The sequence below is a fragment of the Streptomyces sp. NPDC087906 genome (assembly GCF_055584925.1).
Window position 1 is genome coordinate 622293 of sequence record NZ_JBVJLC010000003.1, and the last position, 21318, is coordinate 643610.

General features: G+C 72.9%; 18 protein-coding genes. 11 read left to right on the forward strand and 7 right to left on the reverse strand.

The window, feature by feature from the left end; translation table 11 throughout:
- Positions 1-17 precede the first annotated feature (17 nt).
- Genes ACZ63I_RS12235 through ACZ63I_RS12245 form a run of 3 tightly spaced genes read right to left on the reverse strand, consistent with a single transcriptional unit; the run spans position 18 to position 2300 of the window.
- Complete coding sequence (locus ACZ63I_RS12235; RefSeq protein ID WP_469337909.1) at positions 18-686, reverse strand: ABC transporter; 669 nt, start codon at positions 684-686, stop codon at positions 18-20.
- The gene (locus tag ACZ63I_RS12240; protein WP_469337911.1) at positions 683-1615 is read right to left on the reverse strand and encodes an ABC transporter ATP-binding protein; all 933 of its coding nucleotides are present in this window, start codon (positions 1613-1615) and stop codon (positions 683-685) included. The genes ACZ63I_RS12235 and ACZ63I_RS12240 overlap by 4 nt, the downstream gene beginning before the upstream one ends.
- 7 nt (positions 1616-1622) lie before the next feature.
- Positions 1623-2300: an AIM24 family protein gene (locus ACZ63I_RS12245; RefSeq protein WP_469337913.1), complete on the reverse strand. Its 678-nt coding sequence runs from the start codon at positions 2298-2300 to the stop codon at positions 1623-1625.
- Between the two features lie 84 nt (positions 2301-2384).
- Here ACZ63I_RS12245 and ACZ63I_RS12250 point away from each other — a divergent pair, with 84 nt between their 5' ends.
- The 4 genes from ACZ63I_RS12250 to ACZ63I_RS12265 all read left to right on the forward strand — a co-directional run bounded on the left by ACZ63I_RS12250 (position 2385) and on the right by ACZ63I_RS12265 (position 7329).
- Complete coding sequence (locus ACZ63I_RS12250) at positions 2385-3119, forward strand: peptidyl-tRNA hydrolase (RefSeq protein ID WP_469337915.1); 735 nt, start codon at positions 2385-2387, stop codon at positions 3117-3119.
- Between the two features lie 112 nt (positions 3120-3231).
- The gene (locus ACZ63I_RS12255; protein ID WP_469337917.1) at positions 3232-4041 is read left to right on the forward strand and encodes a DUF4142 domain-containing protein; all 810 of its coding nucleotides are present in this window, start codon (positions 3232-3234) and stop codon (positions 4039-4041) included.
- A 123-nt stretch (positions 4042-4164) separates the two neighbouring features.
- Positions 4165-5481, forward strand: coding sequence for an MbnB/TglH/ChrH family RiPP precursor modification enzyme (locus ACZ63I_RS12260; protein WP_469337918.1), 1317 nt, complete (start codon positions 4165-4167; stop codon positions 5479-5481).
- A 189-nt stretch (positions 5482-5670) separates the two neighbouring features.
- A complete protein-coding gene (locus ACZ63I_RS12265) occupies positions 5671-7329 on the forward strand; it encodes an alpha/beta hydrolase (protein WP_469337919.1) in 1659 nt (552 codons plus the stop codon).
- Between the two features lie 36 nt (positions 7330-7365).
- On the opposite strand, the gene hemQ is transcribed toward ACZ63I_RS12265, so the two are convergent.
- Positions 7366-8082 (reverse strand): hydrogen peroxide-dependent heme synthase, encoded by a 717-nt coding sequence (gene hemQ, locus ACZ63I_RS12270; protein ID WP_469337921.1) that lies wholly within the window; start codon positions 8080-8082, stop codon positions 7366-7368.
- Positions 8083-8086: 4 nt separating this feature from the next.
- Entirely contained in the window at positions 8087-9541 is a 1455-nt protein-coding gene (gene hemG / locus ACZ63I_RS12275; protein ID WP_469337922.1) for a protoporphyrinogen oxidase, read from the reverse strand.
- A gap of 142 nt (positions 9542-9683) precedes the next feature.
- Here hemG and ACZ63I_RS12280 point away from each other — a divergent pair, with 142 nt between their 5' ends.
- Positions 9684-10622, forward strand: coding sequence for a DUF4349 domain-containing protein (locus ACZ63I_RS12280; protein WP_469337924.1), 939 nt, complete (start codon positions 9684-9686; stop codon positions 10620-10622).
- Between the two features lie 51 nt (positions 10623-10673).
- Entirely contained in the window at positions 10674-12053 is a 1380-nt protein-coding gene (locus ACZ63I_RS12285) for an FAD-dependent oxidoreductase (protein ID WP_469337926.1), read from the forward strand.
- A 4-nt stretch (positions 12054-12057) separates the two neighbouring features.
- Here the strand turns inward: ACZ63I_RS12285 and hemE are convergent, their stop codons facing one another.
- A complete protein-coding gene (gene hemE, locus ACZ63I_RS12290) occupies positions 12058-13131 on the reverse strand; it encodes a uroporphyrinogen decarboxylase (RefSeq protein WP_469337928.1) in 1074 nt (357 codons plus the stop codon).
- A 91-nt stretch (positions 13132-13222) separates the two neighbouring features.
- On the opposite strand from hemE, the gene ACZ63I_RS12295 reads away from it, so the two are divergent.
- The 5 genes from ACZ63I_RS12295 (at position 13223) to ACZ63I_RS12315 (ending at position 20067) form a co-directional block, all read left to right on the forward strand.
- Positions 13223-13915 (forward strand): DUF3000 domain-containing protein, encoded by a 693-nt coding sequence (locus ACZ63I_RS12295; RefSeq protein ID WP_469337929.1) that lies wholly within the window; start codon positions 13223-13225, stop codon positions 13913-13915.
- Positions 13916-14116: 201 nt separating this feature from the next.
- Positions 14117-14776 carry a response regulator transcription factor gene (locus ACZ63I_RS12300; RefSeq protein ID WP_041992049.1) on the forward strand — a complete coding sequence of 220 codons (660 nt, stop codon included), beginning with the start codon at positions 14117-14119 and terminating at the stop codon, positions 14774-14776.
- 76 nt (positions 14777-14852) lie between these two features.
- Positions 14853-16127: an HRDC domain-containing protein gene (locus tag ACZ63I_RS12305; RefSeq protein ID WP_469337931.1), complete on the forward strand. Its 1275-nt coding sequence runs from the start codon at positions 14853-14855 to the stop codon at positions 16125-16127.
- Positions 16128-16723: 596 nt separating this feature from the next.
- Positions 16724-17944: a thiolase family protein gene (locus ACZ63I_RS12310; protein ID WP_469337932.1), complete on the forward strand. Its 1221-nt coding sequence runs from the start codon at positions 16724-16726 to the stop codon at positions 17942-17944.
- Entirely contained in the window at positions 17941-20067 is a 2127-nt protein-coding gene (locus tag ACZ63I_RS12315; protein ID WP_469337934.1) for a 3-hydroxyacyl-CoA dehydrogenase NAD-binding domain-containing protein, read from the forward strand. Before ACZ63I_RS12310 ends, ACZ63I_RS12315 begins: the two co-directional genes overlap by 4 nt.
- A 53-nt stretch (positions 20068-20120) precedes the next feature.
- Here ACZ63I_RS12315 and ACZ63I_RS12320 read toward each other — a convergent pair whose 3' ends face one another.
- Positions 20121-21272, reverse strand: coding sequence for a PLL family lectin (locus ACZ63I_RS12320; protein ID WP_469337935.1), 1152 nt, complete (start codon positions 21270-21272; stop codon positions 20121-20123).
- Positions 21273-21318 lie beyond the last annotated feature (46 nt).

Here is a 21318-nt window from a genome sequence, read left to right on the forward strand (position 1 = left end):
CCGGCGCCGTACGCGGCTCAGCCCCGGCGGACGCCGGCCGTGCAGACGACCGCGCCTGCGGCCGCCGCGACCAGGACGGCTGCCGCCGCCGGCAGCAGAGGGGTGGGGATCGCTCCCGTCCGCGACCCCGTCACCAGCGCGCTGATCGCGTACTTCGCCGGCGATCCGCTCGACACCAGCGCCAGCAGGGCGACCAGGGTGGTCGCCGCGATCGACCAGGCGCGGGCGCGCAGCAGCGGCCGGTTGCAGAGGGCGCCGGCCGCGGCGCCGAGCAGCAGGCAGACGAGCGCGGCGAGCAGCCCGGCTGCGCCCGCGGGCAGCAGTGGCACCTCGACGGTGTGGTCGTCGTTGCCCGGCGCGCTGATCGCGGTCACCAGCGCCGTGCCCGCGACGCCGAGCGCGCCCGCGCAGACCGCGCCGGCCAGCAGCGCGGCGAGATGGACGCGCGCGGGTCCTGCGGCGGCGGCTGTCACCGCGCGGGCCGCCGCCGGTTCCTGGGTGACGCAGACCCGGACCAGCCAGGCGGTGACGGGCAGCAGCGCCGCCGCGGCCCAGCCGAGCGAGCCGAGGACCGGCTGGCCCGACTGCACGCCGACCGCGAGGAAGATCCCGTACAGCAGGACGGGCGGCAGCCAGCGCTGGGAGCGCAGCAGCAGGGCGATCTGGTAGCGCAGCAGGGCCGTCATGACGGGCGCCGCCCTTCGGCGCCGGGCCCGGCAGCGACCCGCGCGGCGGCGTCCGCGCCCGCACCGACGGCCCGTACGTCCTGCCGTACCACCTGCCGTACCTCGTGGACGTGCCACGGCGGACGCGCCGTCAGCAGGGCGCGCAGCAGCGCGTCGGAGTGCACCGCCGCGACGGTGAGCAGCACCGCGCCCGCCGGGCCCGCTTCGTGGCGGGGCGCCCCCGGCAGCCCGTCGGGCGGCGCGGCTCCCGGCGGGCCGCTCGCCACGATCCGTACCTCAGGTCCGCGCTCCCCCGCCCCGGCCCCGGCCGGCTCCGCCGCCGTACGGCGCAGCAGGCCGCCTTCGGTCACCGCGTACACCTCGTCGGCGACGCCCCGGAGCCGGGCCGGGTCGTGGTCGACGAAGACCACCGTGCCGCCCGCCGCGACCCGTTCGGCGACGGCGCGGTCCAGTTCGCCGCGCGCCGCCGTGTCGAGCCCCGTCCACGCTTCGTCGAGCACCAGCAACGCGGGCTCGGCGAGCAGCGCCTGGGCGACGGCGACCTTCTGGCTGGTCCCCTTGGACAGTTCGGCCATGGGGGTACGGGCGTGCCCGGCGGCGCCGAACCGGTCGAGCCATTCGACGGCGCGCCCCGCCGCCCGTCCGGCGGACAGACCGTGGATCCGGCCCAGATGGGTCAGATAGCCGGCCGCCGTGAACGGCAGGGCGACGGGGAAGCGTTCGGGCACGTAGGCCGTGCGGGGCCTGCCGGTGACGCGCCCCTCCGTGGGGCTGTCGACACCGGCCAGCAGCCGCAGCAGGGTCGACTTGCCGCCGCCGTTGACGCCCTCCACCCGGACCAGGGCGCGCGCGGGCAGATCGAGATCGATCCCGCGCAGCACCCACGGCCCGCCGAGCCCGTAGCGGCGGCCCACCCGCTGCAACCTCATCGCCGGATCAGTTCGCCGACGCCTTCACCGGGGTGACCTCGCTGGGCCGGACAATGACGAACCCCTCGCCCTGGAGCATCAGTTGGACGGCCTCGCCGGAGCCGCCGCGGATCATCGAGCCGATGGACTGCGAGCGGTGCAGCGAGGTGTTCAACTGCGCGCTCCAGCCGACGACCGCGTCGGTGTCGACGTAGACCGGGGCCTGCGCGGACACCGGGATCACGATCGGGTTGCCGTCGCAGATGACGGCGAGCTTCCCGTAGCCGGTGAACACGCTGTTGAACAGCCCGCCGCCGGTCATGCCCGCGCCCTTCACCGTCCTTATCTCGTAGGACAGGGTCGGGTCGAAGCACAGCACGTTGCGGCCGTTGATGGTGAGCGCGTCGCCCTGCTCGATGTCGACGATGAAGCAGTTCTCCGCCTCGTGCGCGAACCACGCCTCGCCCTGGCCCTTGACCGCCATCAGCGGCAGCCCCTCGCCGGTGACGGCGCGCTTCAGCATGCCGCCGATGCCCTGCCCCTTGCGTTCGAACTGCAGATTGCCGCGGAAGGCGATCATCGACCCCTGCCGCGCGTGCATCTCGCCGTTGACGGCGTACTTGACCGATTTTGCGTTCTGCAGGGTCATCCCGGGGACGGTCGCCTGCTGGGCCATGTTCTCTGTGGCAAAGAGGTCGCTCTTCATGCCGTGCATCCTGGCCCGGACGCACCCGTTCCGCCAAGCCGTTCCGCCGGGAAGGTGCGCCGGGCACCCTGCGAGACTGGTGCGGTGAGCACCGACAGCACAGACAGCCCCTTCGAACACGCGCGGTCCGAGCGCGACGCGGCCCCGCAGTACGTACTGCCCCTGGTGGTCCATCTGGAGAAGCCGGCGCCGCCGACCCGCACCGACGCCCTGGAGACGGCGGCCCGCGCGGTGCTCGCCATGCTCGGCGACGAGCGGTCGCTGGGCGAGGGCGAGTGGGCGCAGGCCGTACGGGACTGGCAGGACGCCCGGATCCGCAAGGTGGTGCGGCGCGCACGCGGCGCCGAGTGGCGGCGCGCGTCGGCGCTCCCCGGCCTTACGGTCACCGGGCCCGGCCGGGCCGAGGAGGACCGCTCGGCGGCCGAGGTGCGGGTCTTCCCGCCGGTTCCGCTGGACGGCTGGCCCAAGGAGCTGGCCAAGCTCCAGGTCTCCGGCACGGAGCTGGACGACCCGCGGCCGCCCCCGGCGCCCGACCTGTCGGGCCCGGTGCTCTGGCTCAATCCGGAGCTGGACATGTCGGCGGGCAAGGCGATGGCCCAGGCCGGGCACGGCGCCCAACTCGCCTGGTGGGAGCTGTCCGACGCGGACCGCAAGGCGTGGCAGGAGGCGGGCTTCGCCCTCGCCGTCCGTACCGCCGGGGTCCAGCAGTGGCTCCAACTGACAGGCAGTGGGCTGCCGTTGGTCCGCGACGCGGGTTTCACGGAGATCGCGCCCGGCTCGGCCACGGTGGTCGCCGACCACCCGGCGCTGCGCCGCTGAACATTCGCGCCGGGCGTTACGTATCTCCCAATGCCGTCACGCAGGTTGACCGGCCGCGCGGTCGGCGGTTGATTCCGCGGTGTCACATATCGGTTGGGGAGGCAGCACATTGTTGCGACGTATCAACGGCACGGCGCTCATCATCGCGGCACTTGTCGCCACGGTCGGGGCGCTGGCCTTCCCCGTGTGGTCCTACGCGGACCGTTCGGGGACCGGCCAGGCGAATGTCGCCGCATCGACCGTGCAGACCAAGTGGGGGCCGCTGACGGCGGCCGACCGCGACTTCCTGGTACGGGTGCGGCTCGCCGGGCTGTGGGAGCTGCCCGCGGGGCAGCAGGCGATCCAGCGGGCGCCGAGCCAGGCCATCAAGGACTGCGGTGACCATCTCGTCGTCGGCCACACCGACCTCGACAAGCGGGCGCGCAGTGTCGCAGCCCAGCTCGGGGTGGAGCTGCCCAACCAGCCGAACGAGCAGCAGCAGGGCTGGCTGCGGGAGTTGTCGGCGGCCCAGGGCGTCGACTACGAGCACAAGTTCGCCGACCTGCTGCGCAACGCGCACGGCAAGGTCTTCATGGTCATCGCGAGCATCAGGAACAGCACCAGGAACACCCTGATCCGGGACCTGGCGACCGATGCCAACCAGACCGTCCTCGACCACATCACCATGCTGGAGAAGACCGGTTTCGTGAACTTCGACGCCCTCGCCGACGAGGCGGCCGGGCTGACGACCGCGAGCCCGACCGGGCCGCCGCCGCCCAACGGCGATCTGCCGCCGTCCGCGCCCGCGGTGACGCCGAGCGGCGAGGACCAGTCGTTCACCTCGCGGCCCTCGCCCCAGCCCGGCGTACCGACGGCGGTCAACACCGACCGTCCGGCGCCGCAGGAGGCGTCCCGCAGGCCGATGGACATGCCGATGCCGTGACGCCCGTCCGGTGCCCGGCCCGGCGGGGCAAGCTCAAATCAACCTCTGAGCTTGCCCCGCCGCCGGTTCGGCGCCGCCCGGCCGGGCCATCACCCCAGGAGCACATCAAAGGGGGAGGAAGACATGAAAGGCACCCAAGGCACACCCGAGCTGGGGATCGGTATCGGCTGGCGCCCGGAGATCGCGGAAGCGGTCGAGGCGCTGGACGGGGTCGACTGGGTCGAGGCGGTCGCGGAGAACCTCTGCGCGGACCATCTGCCGGACTCGCTCGTCCGGCTGCGCCAGCGGGGCGTCACCGTCGTCCCGCACGGCGTGTCGCTCGGGCTCGGCGGCGCCGACCGGCCGGATCCCGGGCGGCTGGCCGATCTCGCGGGACGGGCGGCGGCGCTCGGCTCGCCGCTGGTCACCGAGCACATCGCGTTCGTCAGGGCCGGCGGCCCGCTGACCGCTTCGCCCGGCCTGGAGGCCGGCCATCTGCTGCCCGTGCCGCGCACGAAGGACGCGCTGCGCGTGCTGTGCGAGAACGTGCGCATCGCCCAGGACTCGCTGCCGGTGCCGCTGGCCGTGGAGAACATCGCCGCGCTGATCCGCTGGCCCGACGAGGAGATGAGCGAGGGCCAGTTCCTCGCCGAGCTGGTGGAGCGCACCGGCGTCCGGCTGCTGATCGACGTCGCCAATCTGCACACCAACCACGTCAACCGCGGTGAGGACCCGGCGACCGCGCTCGACGAGCTGCCGGTCGAGGCCATCGCGTACGTCCATGTCGCCGGCGGTGTCGAGCGCGACGGGGTGTGGCACGACACGCACGCCCACCCCGTCACCCGGCCGGTGCTCGACGTACTGGCCGAGCTGCGCTCGCGTACCGCGCCGCCCGGCGTGCTGCTGGAGCGCGACGACGACTTCCCGCCTGCCGCCGAACTGGCCGCCGAACTCGACACCATCCGCGAGACCGTCGCGGCGGGACCCGCCCCCGCCGGCCGTCGCGTACCGCCGCGCGTCACGGCGGCGTGGGCCGGCGGCACGGACGACGCGGCGGCGCGGCAGCGGCTCGCCCTGCGGCAGACCGCCCTGCTCTCGGCGCTGGTCGACGGCGGCCCGGTGCCCGAGGGCTTCGACGCGCACCGGCTCGGCATCCAGAGCCGCGCGCTCACCGCCAAACGCGCCGACGTCGTCGCCAAGATCGCCCCGGAGCTGCCGGAGATCCTGGGCGCCGGCTACCGCGCCGCGTTCCTCGGGTACGGCGCGCACCACCCGCTGCGCGGCGGCTACCGGCGCGACGCGCTGGACTTCGCCGAGCATCTGCTCACCGAGGGGCTGCCCGCGGACGGTGGTGCGCGCCGCAGGCTGTACCTGTGGTGGAGCGAGCGGGCCGGCGCCCGCCCGCCGCGCCGGGCCACCCGGCTGGCCCGCGCGGCCCGCGCCGCGCTGGTCAGGCACTGAGCGAGCCGTCCCGCCCGTCCCCGCACACCGCGGCCCGTTCCGCATCCCGGGAGCGGCCCTTGGAGTGGTCCGGTGCCGCGTCGGGGTCACAGCGCCCGACACCTGGCACCGGTCCTTGGAAAGAGCACCCCGGCCGCCCACGCTCGCCTTCCGCATGCACGCAGGACATGCACGCTCGAAGGGAAAGCGATGAGAGCAGCAGTCAAGTACGGGGCTCTGGCCACCCTCGGCTCCCTGGTCCTGTCGGCGCTCGTGGTCGCCCCGGCGAGCAACGCGGCAGGATCGGGTACGCAGGGTCCGGGTACGCGCGGCGCGGGGACGACGGCCGGCGCCGGGACGACGACGGCCGAGACGTACGGCGTCGCGCTGGCGGCCGAGCGCGCGGCGGCCGCCGGTGTCAAGTTCGGCAAGTGCCCCGCGTACGAGATGCTGCCCCCGCCCATCACCTGCGGCACGGTCAAGGTCCCGCTGGACTACGCGGCGCCCGAGGGCCGCACCATCGCGCTCACCGTCAGCCGGGTGCGCGCCTCGGGCAAGGCGCAGGACCGGCAGGGCGCCTTCGTCTTCAACCCGGGCGGGCCCGGCGCCTCCAGCATGTACTTCCCGATGGCGGCGGTCATGCCCGAGTGGAAGCGGATCGCCCAGGCGTACGACATCGTCGGCTACGCGCCGCGCGGCGTCGGCCACTCGGCCCCGCTGTCCTGCGAGGACCCCGCCGACTTCGCCAAGGCGCCGACCCAGTCGCCGCGGCACCCGTCGGAGTCGTACAAGCGGGAGCGGATCGCCGAGGCCAAGGCCTACGCGCGGGGCTGCGCCGACCGCGGGGGCGCCGCGCTGCCGTTCTACACGTCGCTGAACAACGCGCGCGACCTCGATGTGCTGCGGGCCGCCCTCGGTGAGCAGAAGCTGACCTTCATGGGCTCCTCGTACGGGACGTACTTCGGCGCGCTGTACGCGACGCTCTTCCCGTCCCATGTCCGCCGGATGGTCTTCGACTCGGCGGTCGACCCGGACCCCCGGCAGATCTGGTACCGCAACAACCTCGACCAGTCGCGCGCGTTCGAGCAGCGCTGGGCCGACTTCCGCGCCTGGGTCGCGAAGCACGACAAGACGTACCACCTGGGCACCGACGCGGCGGCCGTGCAGAAGAGCTACGAGCAGGTGCGGGCCCGGGTGGCGCAGGAGCCGGCCGGCGGGAAGGTCGGCCCCGGGCAGCTCCAGGCGGCGATGCTCGGAGCGGGTTACTACGACGACTACTGGGCGATGCGCGCCACCGCGCTCTCCGAGTTCGTCAAGGGCAACGAGCAGCCGCTGATCGAGCAGGCGAGTCCGCAGCCGGCGGCGGCCGTCGACAACGAGAACGGCAACGCGGTCTACACGGCCGTGGAGTGCAACGACGCGCCGTGGCCGACGGACTGGCACGTCTGGGACCGCGACAACACCGCGCTCGCCGCGCGGGCGCCGTTCGAGACGTGGGACAACGCGTGGATGAATCTGCCGTGCGCCTACTGGCCGGCGCCCCGGCAGCAGCCGGTCGACATCCGCACCTGGCCGGGCCAGTTGCCGCCGACGCTGATCCTGGCGGCCGAGCGGGACGCGGCGACCCCGTACCCGGGCGCGCTCGAACTGCAGAAGCGGCTGGCGGGCTCCGCGCTGGTGACGGAGCGGAACGCGGGCACGCACGGCATCGCGGGCGGCAGCAACGCGTGCGTCAACACGTACGTGGAGGACTATCTGCTGACCGGGCGGACGCCGGTGCGGCGCGCCGAATGCGCGCCGCACGCGGAACCGAACCCGGTGTCGCTGGACGGCCGGTCGGGCGGCCGGAAGCTGCCGCCGGTCGTCTGATCTTCCGGGGTCGGTCGGGTGGCTGGACCGGCCGGGTCAGGCCAGTCCCGCCACCAGGTCCGCCACCGACTTGCGGCGGCCCGTGAAGAACGGGATCTCCTCACGGACGTACTTGCGGGTCTCGGAGCCCCGCAGATGGCGCATCAGGTCGACGATGCGGTACAGCTCGTCCGCCTCGAAGGCCAGGATCCACTCGTAGTCGCCGAGGGAGAACGACGCCACGGTGTTGGCCCGTACGTCGGGGTAGTCGCGCGCCATCTTGCCGTGCTCGGCGAGCAGCGCGCGGCGGTCGGCGTCCGGCAGCAGGTACCAGTCGTAGGAGCGCACGAACGGGTAGACGCTCACGTAGTCGCGGGGCTGCTCGTCGGCGAGGAACGCCGGGATGTGCGACTTGTTGAACTCGGCGGGGCGGTGCAGCGCCATGTTCGACCAGACCGGTTCGAGGGCGCGGCCCAGCTCGGTGCGGCGGAAGCGGTTGTACGCGTCCTGCAGCTCGTCCGAGGTCTCGGCGTGCCACCAGATCAGCACGTCGGCGTCGGCGCGCAGCGCGGACACGTCGTACGTGCCGCGCACGGTGACGTCGGCCTGGGCGAGCTGGTCGAACAGGGCCTGGACCTCGGTGGCGTGGTCGGCGCGGTCCTCGGGCAGCGCGTCGCGCAGCTTGAAGACGGACCACAGGGTGTAGCGGATGACCTCGTTGAGGTCCTTGGCCTTCTTGCCCGCGTTCGGGGACTTGTCCGGTGCAGCAGTCATGCGGCTATTCTCCCGGGCCCCGGCCGGTGCCCGGCGCCGGGGTGAGGGTGGCGATGATCTCCTCGGCGGCCCGCCGCGCGCTCGCGACGCAGGCGGGGATGCCGACGCCGTCGTAGGCCGCGCCCGCGACCCGCAGTCCTGGCAGCGCGCCGACCGCGGCCCGCACCCGGGCGATCCTGGCCTGGTGTCCGACGGGGTACTGCGGCAGGCCGCCGATCCACCGGGTGACGAGCGAGGCGACGGGTTTGGCGGTGAGCCCGGTCGCGGCGCCGAGGTCGTGCACGGACAGGTCGACGAGTTCGGTGTCCTCGCGCCGCAGGTGCTCCTCCTCGCCGTGGCGCCCGACGGAGGTGCGCAGGACGAACAGGTCGGGGGCGGCATCGGCGACCCAGCCCCATTTGCGGGTCGAGAACGTGGCCGCCTTGATGGTGTGCCCGTCGACGGGCGGTACGAGGAAGCCGCTGCTGTCCGGCAGCGCGGCCAGGTCGGCGCGGCGGAAGGCCATCGTGACCAGCGCCATCGACGCGTACTCGATCGCGGCGAGTTCGGCCGAGGCGGCGGGTGACGCGTCGGCGAGGAGCGCGGAGGCGGACCAGGCGGGGGTCGCCAGAACCACGCCGTCGGCGCTGAGCAGCCCCCGGTCGGTGCGCACCCGCCAGCCGTCGGTGGTGCGCGCGAGGCCGAGGACGGGGGTCTCCAGCAGGATCTCGCCGCCTGCCGCCCGTACGGCGTCGGCGACGGCGCCCGGCAGCCGGCCGATGCCGCCCCGGATACCGGCGAAGACGGGGGCGCCGACCTGCTGGGGCCCGGCGGCGGCAGCGGCCTTCGCCTGGATGTCGCGTACGCCCGCGAGCAGCGAGTCGTGGTCCTGGACGGCGGCGAAGAGCTGCGGCACGGCGGCCTTCATCGAGATGCGGTACGCGTCGCCCGCGTACACCCCGCCGAGCAGCGGCTCCACGAGCCGGTCGACGACCTCGTGGCCGAGCCGCTCGGCCACGTACTCGCCGACGGAGACGTCGTCGCCGACCTCGGTGCGCGGCAGTCCCGGCTCCGCGGCGATCCGGGCGAGCCCTTCGGCGGACAGCAGCCCGGCGAGCGCTTCGGGGTCCCCGGGGACGCCCATCACATGGCCCTTGGGCATCGGCCGCAGCTCGCCCCGGCTCCAGATGGCGGATCCGGCGGCGGTGGGCGGCTGGAGCAGGTCACCGAGCCCCACCGCGCGCGCCAGGCCGACGGCCTCCGGGCGGCGGGCGAGCATCGACTCGGCGCCGAGGTCGACGGGGGCGCCCTCGATCTCGCCCGCGCGCAGCTTCCCGCCGAGCCGGCCGGTGCCCTCCAGCAGGGTCACCCGCAGCCCGGCGGTGACCAGCCGGTGCGCGGCGGCGAGCCCGGCGATGCCGCCGCCGATCACCACGACATGTCCGGTACGCGTACCGGCCTGCTCGGTTCCCGTGTCCATGGCCTCCACTCTCTCAAACCGCTCCGGCATGCCGTGACCGAGTCCTGACCGTGACTGCTTCGAGACCGCGGAACGGCAACCCATCCGCAGGTCCCGCACGTCGAACCGGCACGACGCACGATCGTTCACAGGGGGGCACGACATGCGCGCAACACCCGTTGTCGCGGCGGTACTTCTCACCGCCTCACTCGCACTGGCCGGCTGTTCGGCCGGCGCGGACTCGGACAGCTCGGACAAGGCGGCGAACAGCGCCGCCCGGCCTCGGGAGGGCGCGTCGGGCGCCGCGGCTCCGGCCGACGGCGCACCGGGCGACCAGCAGAAGCAGCGGCAGGCGCCCGCGCGCTCCGCGACCTACGTCATCAGGACGGCCGAACTCACCGTGCAGGTCGCGGACACCGAGAAGGCGCTCGCCACGGCCCGTACCGCCGCCGAGGGGGCCGGCGGGCTCGTGCAGAACGAGTCCACCGAGCGGGACTCCACCAACCACGTGGTCTCCACCATCGTGCTGCGGGTCCCGCAGGAGTCGTACGACGAGGTCCTGGACGAACTGGCGGGCACCGGGAAGCTGGTGGCGCGCAGCTCCGACGCGAAGGACGTCACCGACCAGGTGGTCGACGTGGACAGCCGGGTCTCCTCGCAGCGCGCCAGCGTGGCGCGGGTGCGGGAGTTGATGGACCGCGCCACGAAGCTCAGCGATGTGGTCGAGCTGGAAGGGCAGTTGAGCAGCCGTCAGGCCGATCTGGAGGCGCTGCTCTCCCAGCAGGCGTCGCTCAAGAACCGTACGAGCATGGCGACGATCTCGCTGAACCTGTCCCAGAAGCAGGCGGCGATGGTCAAGGAGCAGGCGGACGACGGCGATCCGGGCTTCCTGGACGCCCTGGGCGGCGGCTGGGCCGCCTTCACCGGGACGCTGCGCTGGATCGCCGTCGTGATCGGCGCCGTGGCGCCCTTCGCCGCAGCGCTGGCGGTGCTGTACGTGCTGTGGCGCCTGCTGATACGCGGCCGGCTGCCGCGCCGTACCGCGCAGGACCCGGCCCCGGCGCCGGCCGGGGAGCCGCGCGAGGGGGGCGACCAGCGATGACGCTGTGAGCGCGTAGCGTTCGGTGGCAGACACCGGACGGAAGGACACGGCATGGCGGCGGAGCGCTTGGTGGTCATCGGCGGTGACGCGGCGGGTATGTCCGCCGCGTCACAGGCCCGCCGGCTGAAGGGGCCGCAGGAGCTGGAGATCGTCGCCTTCGAGCGCGGCCACTTCACGTCGTACTCCGCGTGCGGGATCCCGTACTGGGTGAGCGGTGACGTGCGGGGTCCCGACGACCTGATCGCCCGTACGCCCGACGAGCACCGCGAGCGGGCCATCGATCTGCGCACCCGTACCGAGGTCACGGAGATCGACGTGGCGGGGCAGCGGGTCCGCTCCCGCGACCTGGACGGGGGCGGCGAGGGCTGGACGGGCTTCGACAAGCTCGTGATCGCGACGGGCGCCCGCCCGGTGCGGCCCGCGCTGCCGGGGATGGACGCGCCGGGCGTGCACGGTGTGCAGACCCTGGACGACGGCCAGGCGCTGCTGGACACGCTCGCCGGTTCCGGCGGCGGCCGGGCGGTCGTCGTCGGCGCGGGCTACATCGGCGTGGAGATGGCGGAGGCGCTGCTCAAGCGCGGGTACGAGGTCACCGTCGTCCACCGCGACGAGCAGCCGATGTCGACCCTCGACCCGGACATGGGGAAGCTGGTCCACTCGGCGATGGACGGGCTGGGGATCACCACCGTCAACGGCGCCTCCGTCGCGGCGATCAGGACCGGTGACGACGGCCGGGTGCGCGCGGTCGCCACCGAGGACGCCGAGTACCCGGCGGACGTGGTGGTCCTCGGGATCGGTGTCGAACCGCGCACCGAACTGGCCCGCGAGGCCGGACTCCCCGTCGGGCCGAGCGGCGGGCTGCTCACGGACCTGGCGATGCGGGTACGGGGGCACGGCAACATCTGGTCGGGCGGCGACTGCGTGGAGGTGCTCGACCTGGTGTCGGGGACGACCCGGCACATCGCGCTGGGCACCCACGCCAACAAGCACGGCCAGATCATCGGGTCGAACGTGGGCGGCGGCTACGCCACCTTCCCCGGTGTGGTCGGCACGGCCGTCAGCAAGGTGTGCGACCTGGAGATCGCCCGCACCGGACTGCGCGAGAAGGACGCCCGAGCGGTGGGGCTGCGGTTCGTGACGGCGACCGTGGAGTCCACGAACAGCGCCGGCTACTACCCGGGCGCGACGGTGATGACGGTGAAGATGCTCGCCGAACACCGCACGGGCCGGCTGCTCGGCACCCAGATCGTCGGCCACGAGGGCGCGGCGAAGCGGGTGGACATCGCGGCGGTCGCGCTGACCGCCGGGATGACCGTGGAGCGGATGACGACACTGGACCTCGGCTACGCGCCGCCGTTCTCCCCGGTCTGGGACCCGGTACTGGTGGCGGCGCGCAAGGTGGTGGCCAAGGTGCGCGAGGCGGGCATGTGACGCGTTAGTGCGCGGTGCGCGTGTGGACGTATTCGGTGAGCCGGGTCAGCGCGTCCGGGTCCATCGTCGGCAGCACGCCGTGGCCGAGGTTGAAGACATGCCCTTCGAGCCCGGCCGCCGCTTCGAGCACCTCGCGGGTCTTCTCCTCCACCACCTCGGTGGGGGCGTAGAGCACGGTCGGGTCGAGGTTGCCCTGGAGCGCCTTGCCCGGCCCGACCCTGCGGGCGGCCTCGTCCAGGCGCACCCGCCAGTCGACGCCGACGACGTCGGCGCCCGCGTCGCCCATCAGCTTGAGCAGTTCGCCGGTGCCGACGCCGAAGTGGATGCGCGGGACGCCGTACGGGGCGATCGTGTCGAAGACCTTCGCCGACGCGGGCATCACATGGCGCTCGTAGTCGGCGGGGGCGAGGGCGCCGGCCCAGGAGTCGAAGAGCTGCACGGCGCTCGCACCGGCCTCGACCTGCACCTTGAGGAAGGCGCCGGTGATGTCGGCGAGCCGGTCAACGAGGTCGGTCCACAGCTCGGGGTCGCCGTACATCATGGCCTTGGTGCGCTCGTACGTCCGTGAGGGGCCGCCCTCGATCAGATAGCTGGCGAGCGTGAACGGCGCGCCCGCGAAGCCGATGAGCGGGGTCTCCCCCAGCTCGGCGGTGAGCATCCCGATGGCCTCGGTGACGTAACCGACGTCGTCCGGGGTGAGATCGCGCAGCCGGCCCAGGTCGGCGCGGGTACGGATCGGGTCGGCGACGACGGGGCCGACGCCGGGCTTGATGTCGAGGTCGATGCCGATGGCCTTGAGGGGCACGACGATGTCGCTGTAGTAGACGGCCGCGTCGACCTTGTGGCGCCGTACGGGCTGCAGCGTGATCTCGGTGACCAGCTCGGGCCGGGTGCAGGACTCCAGCATCGGAATCCCCTCACGCACCTTCAGATACTCGGGCAGCGACCGGCCCGCCTGCCGCATGAACCAGACCGGGGTGTGCGGCACCGGTTCCCGCCTGCACGCCCGCAAAAAGGGCGAATTGTGACTGACAGACGGCTTTGTCGGCTGGCCCGAGGGGCGGTCGTTGACGCTCACGCCCAGAATCTTCGCATGTACGGGTAAGCGGCGGGCCCGGCCCGGGTGTCCCTCCCTGCGCGCGGCCCTGGTTCGGCCTAGTCTTCCCCGCATGGCTGCGGCTCAGGGACAGTTTTCCGATCATTCCAACGGCGCCGGTGACAACGGCAGTACGGACAGTACGGAGGGGAGTTCCGTGCCGCCCGCCTTCCGGCTCGCGGTCGAGGCGCTCCGGGGGGCGCGGCTGCGTCCCGAGATCGAGATCGACCCGACGAAACCGCCCCAGCGGCTCGCCCCGCACGCGTACGCGCTGGAGGCGGCGGTCGTGGACGGCGACGACGATCTGGCCGACGGCCGGCTCGTCCTGCTGCACGACCCGGCGGGGCACGAGGCGTGGCACGGCACGTTCCGCCTGGTGACGCTCGTACGGGCCGAGCTGGAGCCGGAGATGGCGGCCGATCCGCTGCTGCCCGAGGTGTGCTGGTCGTGGCTGACGGGCGCGCTGGAGGCGCGCGGCCTGTCGTACGGGGAGGCGAGCGGCACGGTGACCCGCGCCGGGTCGCACTACTTCGGCGGCCTCGCGGAGCGCAGGCCGGCGACGCAGATCGAGATCCGGGCGTCGTGGACCCCGCGCGAGGGGCACGGCGGGGTGCCGGACTCGGCGGCCCATCTGGCGGCCTGGTGCGATCTGCTCTGCCAGATCGCCGGCCTGCCACCGGCCGCACCCGGTCCCGCGCCTGGTCAGAACGAGTCAGGGGCGGGCGTGGTGTCACTGCCTCAGCGGCGCGGACCGCAGGCCCCCTGACGCGCCCTCAGCGGGGGCGCCCGCTCGCAGGATGATCGATCACCCGTCCGAATTGCCCGAATTGTTACTCACTGAATCGTGATCTTTCTCTAAAGGCGGGCGCGGTTGGTGCCGAAGAGGTCTATGACCCTTCAAACACGGTTCGCCCCGGCTTCACCCCCCAGAGGCCGGCTCGTCCCGCACCTTTCCCCAGGAGGCCTGGTGTCCGTTCTCCTTGAGCAGCCCGCAAGCCTGGTCGCCTACCGCCCGAACAAGCCGACGGCCATGGTCGTCGTGGCCGACCCACGCGTCCGCTCCACCGTCACCCGCCACCTGTGGGCCCTTGGAGTGCGTGACGTCATCGAGGCTTCGTCCATCGCGGAGGCCCGTCCCCGCGTCAGCAACCCGCGCGACATCTGCGTTGCCGACGTCCACCTGCCCGACGGTTCCGGGCTGACCCTGCTGTCCGAAACCCGGGCGGCGGGCTGGCCCAACGGTCTCGCCCTCTCGGCCGCCGACGACATCGGCGCGGTACGCAACGCGCTCGCCGGCGGCGTCAAGGGCTACGTCGTGACCGGCACGCGCAACAACATCGGCCACCCCACCCGTCCCGGCGCCGCACCCATCGGCGCAGGCCAGCGCATGCACCGCCGCCCCCCGGGCGCCCCGAGCCACCCGGGCGGCTACCGCGAGCTCTCCGGCCGTGAGGTCGAGGTGCTCAGACTCGTCGCCGAAGGCCAGTCGAACAAGGCGATCGGCGTCTCCATGGGCCTGTCGGCCCTGACCGTCAAGAGCCACCTCGCCCGTATCGCGCGCAAGCTCGGCACCGGCGACCGGGCGGGGATGGTCGCTGTGGCCCTCCGTACCGGAATCATCCACTGACCACTTCTCACCCCCAGCGCCCGCCGACGGAACGCATCGTCGGCGGGCGTAGTCCGTCGACAGATACCCTTGACAGGTGACCGACGCCCAAGAGACCGCAGCAGACGCAGCACTGCGAACCACCGGGGGCGCTCCCCCGGCCGACGTCGATTCGGCGCCGATCCCTTTGTTGGAGCCCCGCGAGGGCATTCCGCCGGTGGTCGCGACCGATGAGGCACTCGCGGAGGTGATCGCCGCGTTCGCCGCCGGTACGGGGCCGCTGGCCGTCGACGCGGAGCGCGCGTCCGGCTACCGCTACGGGCAGCGCGCCTACCTCGTCCAGTTGCGCCGCGCGGGGGCCGGCACCGCGCTGATCGACCCCATCGGCTGCCCCGACCTCTCCGCGCTCGGCGACGTACTCGCCGACACCGAGTGGATCCTGCACGCGGCGACCCAGGACCTGCCGTGCCTGCGCGAAATAGGCATGACGCCCACCCGGCTGTTCGACACCGAGCTGGCAGGCCGGCTGGCGGGCTTCCCACGAGTCGGCCTCGGGGCGATGGTCGAGAACGTCCTCGGCTTCGCCCTGGAGAAGGGCCACTCCGCCGTCGACTGGTCCACCCGGCCGCTCCCCGAGCCCTGGCTGCGCTACGCGGCGCTCGACGTGGAGCTGCTCGTGGACCTGCGCGACGCGCTGGAGAAGGAGCTGGACCGCCAGGGCAAGCTCGACTGGGCGCTCCAGGAGTTCCACGCCATCGCGTCGGCCCCGCCGCCGCCCCCGCGCAAGGACCCGTGGCGCCGCACGTCCGGCATGCACAAGGTGCGCCGCCGCCGGCAGATGGCCGTGCTGCGCGAGCTGTGGAACACCCGCGACCAGACGGCGCAGCGGCGCGACATCTCCCCGGGCAAGGTGCTGAGCGACGCGGCGATCGTCGAGGCGTCGCTGGCCCTGCCGGTCAACGTGCACGCGCTCACGGCGCTGCCCGGTTTCGGCCACCGGATGGGCCGGCGGCAGCTCGAACAGTGGCAGGCCGCGATCGACAGGGCCCGCGCCCTGCCCGACGCGGAGCTGCCCCAGCCGGGCCAGCCGCTCCAGGGCCCGCCGCCGCCGCGCTCGTGGGCGGACAAGGACCCGGAGGCGGCGGCGCGTCTGTCCGCGGCGCGCGCGGCGGTCTCGGCGCTGGCGGAGCAGCTCAACATGCCGCAGGAGAACCTGATCACGCCGGACACGGTGCGCCGGGTGTGCTGGGAGCCGCCGTCGGACCCGTCGGTCTCGACGGTGGCGGAAGCCCTGACCAGCCACGGCGCCCGCCGCTGGCAGGTGGAACAGGTGGCCCCACTCCTGTCGAAGGCGCTGACGCCGAACGAGTAGTCGCCGTCCGGCGGGGGTTGCGCTTCTTGGCTGCGCCGGTGTCTCTGGTGCCGGGTTCCGGGGCCTCCGGAGGGGGGTGTCCGGACTGCGGTGTCGCCGTTCCGGCGCGGTTTGTGGTTGCCGGGTCTTGGTTGCGGTGGCGCCGGTCTGGTGCCGGGTTCCGGGGCCTCCGGAGGGGGGTGTCCGGACTGCTCGATCGCTAGAACTCCTACGCTTTACGTCCGGACACCCCCCTCCTGCGACCCCGGACCCCTCCCCCCGGCGGGTCCCGGCCTGACGTCCGCGTGAGCGCGGGTTGTGGGGCCGTGCGGGCTGAAGGGGGTCGTGCAGGGGTGGTGTCCGGAGCGTAAAGCGTGATTTGCGGCGCATGTCCGGGTGCAGCCTGTGTGGGACGAGTACGCGCCGTAAATCGTGCAGCGCAGGACGCGACCCCGGAACGACCCCCGGCGACAACCGCAACCAAGACCCGCAACCCCGAACCGCGCCGGACGGCGACAACCAAGACCCGTCACCCCCAACGCTGGGCACCGCTGTTACCCGCGAGTAGCATGGCCGGAGCGCGCCGCACGGCGCACCCGCATTCTGGAGGAGAGATCGTGCCTCGTACCGTCAGGGACGTCGTCTTCGTCGACGGCGTCCGCACCCCGTTCGGCAAGGCGGGCCCCAAGGGCATCTACCACGAGACCCGGGCCGACGATCTGGTCGTCAAGGCGATCCGGGAGCTGCTGCGCCGCAACCCGGACCTCGACCCCGCCCGGATCGACGAGGTCGCCATCGCAGCGACCACGCAGATCGGTGACCAGGGGCTCACGCTCGGCCGTACCGCCGGGATCCTCGCCGGGCTGCCGCAGTCCGTGCCCGGCTACTCGATCGACCGCATGTGCGCGGGCGCGCTGACCGCGGTGACCACCACCGCCGGGTCCATCGCCTTCGGCGCGTACGACGTCGTCATCGCCGGCGGCGTCGAGCACATGGGGCGCCACCCCATGGGCGAGGCCGTCGACCCCAACCCGCGCTTCGTGTCGGAGAAGCTCGTGGACGACTCCGCGCTGTTCATGGGCATGACGGCGGAGAATCTGCACGACCGCTTCCCGCGGCTCACCAAGCAGCGCGCCGACGAGTACGCCGTGCGCTCGCAGGAGAAGGCGGCGAAGGCGTACGCGAACGGGAAGATCCAGCAGGACCTGGTGCCGATCTCGATCCGGCGGACCAACCCGGAGGCCGGCGAGACCGGCTGGGGGCTCGCGACCGCCGACGAGCCGATGCGCCCCGGCACCACGCTGGAGATGCTGGCCGGGCTGAAGACGCCGTTCCGGCCGCACGGCCGGGTCACGGCGGGCAACGCGGCGGGGCTCAACGACGGCGCGACCGCCTCGATCATCGCCGCCGAGGACTTCGCGCGCGAGCAGGGGCTGCCGGTCAGGATGCGGCTCGTCTCGTACGCCTTCGCCGGCGTCGAGCCCGAGGTCATGGGGTACGGCCCGATCCCGGCGACGGAGAAGGCGCTCGCCAAGGCGGGGCTCTCGATCTCCGACATCGGCCTGTTCGAGGTCAACGAGGCGTTCGCGGTGCAGGTCATCGCGCTGCTCGACCACTACGGCATCGCCGACGACGACGAGCGCGTCAACCAGTACGGCGGCGCCATCGCGTACGGCCACCCGCTGGCCTCTTCGGGCGTGCGGCTGATGACCCAGTTGGCCCGGCAGTTCGAGGAGCAGCCCCATGTGCGCTACGGCCTGACCACGATGTGCGTGGGCTTCGGCATGGGCGCGACGGTCATCTGGGAGAACCCGCACTTCGACGGAGGCACCAAGTGAGCACGACTGCTGAGCTGCTGAAGGGCGCGGCCGAGCTGTACCCCGACGAGGTCGTGACGCAGGCGCACGTGCGCCATCTCGATCTGCCCGGGGCCGGGCGCTTCGCGCTGATCACCCTCGACAACGGCTTCGACCACACGAAGCCGACGACGATCGGCCCGCAGTCGCTGGCCAATCTGGACGCGGCGCTCGACCAGGTCGAGCGGGAGGCGTCCGAGGGCACGATCGTCGGCGTCGGTATCACCGGCAAGCCGTTCATCTTCGCCGTGGGCGCCGACCTCAAGGGCGTGGAGCTGCTGAAGCGCCACGAGGACGCGCTGGCCATCGGCAAGGGCGGCCATGACGTCTTCAAGCGGATCGCCGCGCTGCCCGTGCCGACGTTCGCGTACTACAACGGCGCCTCGATGGGCGGCGGCGTCGAGATCGGGCTGCACTGCCAGTACCGCACGGTCTCGGCTTCGACCCCGGCGTTCTCGTTCCCCGAGGTCTTCCTCGGTCTGGTGCCGGGCTGGGGCGGCTGCACGATCCTGCCGAACCTGATCGGCGCCGACCGCGCGGTTTCGGTCATCATCGAAAACGCGCTCAACCAGAACAAACAGCTCAAAGGCGCCCAGGTCGTCGAGCTGGGGATCGCCGACGCGATCTTCGAGGGCGCGGACTTCCTTGAGCAGTCGCTGCTCTGGACGGCTTCGGTGCTCAAGGGCGAGCTGGCCGTCGTACGGCCCGAGGTCGACCGGGGCGAGGCGTGGGACCAGGCCGTCGAGCGCGGCCGGTTCATCGCCGACTCGAAGGTGCACGGCGCGGCTCCCGCCGCGTACCGCGCGCTGGACATCATCGCCGCGGTCAAGGACGGCGATCTGCAGGCGGGCTTCGACGCCGAGGACAGCGCGCTGGCCGATCTGATCATGAGCGGTGAGCTGCGCGCCGGGGTCTACGCCTTCAACCTGGTGCAGAAGCGCGCCAAGCGCCCGGTGGGCGCGCCGGACAAGAGCCTGGCCAGGCCGGTCACCAAGGTCGGGGTCGTCGGCGCCGGTCTGATGGCCTCGCAGTTGGCGCTGCTGTTCCTGCGCCGTCTTGAGGTCCCGGTCGTCCTGACCGACATCGACCAGGACCGTATCGACAAGGGCGTCGGCTATGTCCATGCCGAGATCGAGAAGCTGCTGGGCAAGGGCAGGATCAACCAGGACAAGGCCAACCGGCTGACGGCGCTGGTCTCCGGGGTGCTGGACAAGGCCGACGGGTTCGCGGACGCCGACTTCGTCATCGAGGCCGTCTTCGAGGAGATGAGCGTCAAGCAGCAGGTGTTCGCCGAGGTGGAGGCGGTCGCTCCGGCGCATGCCGTCCTCGCGACGAACACCTCGTCGCTGTCGGTCTCCGAGATGGCGTCGAAGCTGAAGAACCCGGAGCGGGTCGTCGGCTTCCACTTCTTCAACCCGGTGGCGGTCCTGCCGCTGCTGGAGATCGTGCGCGGTGAGCAGACGGACGACGCGTCGCTGGCGACGGCGTTCGGCGTGGCGAAGAAGCTGCGGAAGACGGCCGTGCTGGTGAAGGACGCTCCCGCGTTCGTCGTCAACCGGGTGCTGACCCGGTTCATGGGCGAGATCCAGAACGTCATCGACGAGGGCACCCCGGTCGCCGTCGCTGAGCGCGCCGTGGAGCCGCTGGGGCTGCCGATGTCGCCGCTGGTGCTGCTGGAGCTGGTCGGTCCCGCGATCGGGCTGCATGTCTCCGAGACGCTGCACCGCGCGTTCCCCGACCGGTTCACCGTGTCGGAGAACCTGGCGGCCGTCGTGCGGGCCGGCAAGCGCGGCTTCTACACGTACGAGTCCGGTGCGCCGGTGCTCGACCCGGAGGTCGCCGCGCTGCTGAAGCAGGGCGACACGGTCCTGGACGAGACGCAGGTGCGGGCGCGGGTGCTGGACGCCGTGGCGCAGGAGATCGGGCTGATGCTGGACGAGGGCGTCGTCGCCGAGGCGCAGGACATCGACCTGTGCCTGATCACGGGCGCCGGCTGGCCGTTCCACCTGGGCGGGGTCACGCCGTATCTGGACCGCGAGGGCGTGTCGGAGCGGGTGAACGGGAAGCCGTTCCTGGCGCCGGGCGTCGCCAGCGTTCCCGCGTAACGCATGGAAGAGGGGCCCTGCGGCTGTTGCCGCAGGGCCCCTCTTGCTGTGCTCTAGAAGCGGGTCCAGGCCGCCAGCGCCAGCCCCTGCTCGGCCTTCTGCCGGGCCACCCGCAGGCTCCCGTCGAGGCCGATGGCCGCCAGCACCACCCGACCCTCCGCGTCCAGGGCGAGGGCGGGCGCGCCGACGCACGGTTCGCCGGTGGGGGTCCAGTTGAGGCCCACCGTCTCCTCCTCCGTCGGGTAGGCGGCGATGGTGGGGCGCCCGTCCAGGCCGCGCTGGGCGAGGATCGTGCAGTCGAAGCCGTCCACGGGGGTGCGCAGCAGGGCCACGGGGCCCGTGCCGCGTCCCGCGAGCACGGCGGGCTCGCTGCCGGGCCGCCAGGCGCGGAGCGTGCCGTCGCCCGCGTCGCGCCAGAAGTGGGTGAGCCCTTCGGCGCTGGTGCGCTCGGCGGTGATCGTGCCGGGTTCGACGTTCGCCGCCGGTTCGCTGGTGTCGCGGATGAGCGGCTTGTCGGAGGCGGGGCGGTGCCAGCGCAGCAGCGTGTCCTTGGCCGGTACGACGACGTCGACCGCGCCGTGTGCGGTCGTGGCGGTCGCGGCCTCGCCGGTGGCCGGTGTCCCTTCGGCCACCACCCGGCCCCAGCCGCGCCAGCCCCCGGTGGGGTTCTGCCGGCGGCTGGCGAGGGCGCCGTCGGCGTTGCGGGCGAAGAGCTGCATACCGCCGGCCGAGTCGATGACCGCCGACGGCAGACCGACCCGGACCGCCTTGGCGCGGTCCTTGCCGTGCGGGTTGCTCAGGGGCAGCCAGTCACGCAGCGGGCGGCCCGTCTGGAACTGGATGGCGTAGGCGAAGTCGATGTCGTCGGGGCCGTCGGTGCGGGGGCGTTTGCGTACGCCCATCAGATGGACGTAGCCCTCGGCGCTCTGCGAGATGGACAGGTACGGCAGCATGCCGCGCGCTTCCAGCCGGTCGGGTCCGGTCCATTCGGGTCCGCCGGGCCTGGTCTCGGTCCACCGGAGCAGGGCCTGGTCGACGGGCGAGTACGCGCTGAGCCTGCCGTCCTTGCCGCGCAGCAGCCAGCCGGTGGTCGCCGGGAGGGTCGGGTCGGCGGCCACGGGGGGCCTGCTCTTGCGGTCGGAACCGGGAGCCTTACCCATACCGTCCTCCGGCTGCTTCGACGTCCGTACGGACCTCATTGCCATCGCCCAACGCCACCTTCCCGAGCGCAGGAACTCGGAGGAATCTCGA

Coding starts and splice junctions, on each gene's coding strand:
- ACZ63I_RS12235 (WP_469337909.1), bottom strand. CDS start 686: ATGACGGCCCTGCTGCGCTACCAGATCGCCCTGCTGCTGCGCTCCCAG.
- ACZ63I_RS12240 (WP_469337911.1), bottom strand. CDS start 1,615: ATGAGGTTGCAGCGGGTGGGCCGCCGCTACGGGCTCGGCGGGCCGTGG.
- ACZ63I_RS12245 (WP_469337913.1), bottom strand. CDS start 2,300: ATGAAGAGCGACCTCTTTGCCACAGAGAACATGGCCCAGCAGGCGACC.
- ACZ63I_RS12260 (WP_469337918.1), top strand. CDS start 4,165: ATGAAAGGCACCCAAGGCACACCCGAGCTGGGGATCGGTATCGGCTGG.
- ACZ63I_RS12265 (WP_469337919.1), top strand. CDS start 5,671: ATGAGAGCAGCAGTCAAGTACGGGGCTCTGGCCACCCTCGGCTCCCTG.
- hemQ (WP_469337921.1), bottom strand. CDS start 8,082: ATGACTGCTGCACCGGACAAGTCCCCGAACGCGGGCAAGAAGGCCAAG.
- hemG (WP_469337922.1), bottom strand. CDS start 9,541: ATGGACACGGGAACCGAGCAGGCCGGTACGCGTACCGGACATGTCGTG.
- ACZ63I_RS12280 (WP_469337924.1), top strand. CDS start 9,684: ATGCGCGCAACACCCGTTGTCGCGGCGGTACTTCTCACCGCCTCACTC.
- ACZ63I_RS12285 (WP_469337926.1), top strand. CDS start 10,674: ATGGCGGCGGAGCGCTTGGTGGTCATCGGCGGTGACGCGGCGGGTATG.
- ACZ63I_RS12295 (WP_469337929.1), top strand. CDS start 13,223: ATGGCTGCGGCTCAGGGACAGTTTTCCGATCATTCCAACGGCGCCGGT.
- ACZ63I_RS12320 (WP_469337935.1), bottom strand. CDS start 21,272: ATGGCAATGAGGTCCGTACGGACGTCGAAGCAGCCGGAGGACGGTATG.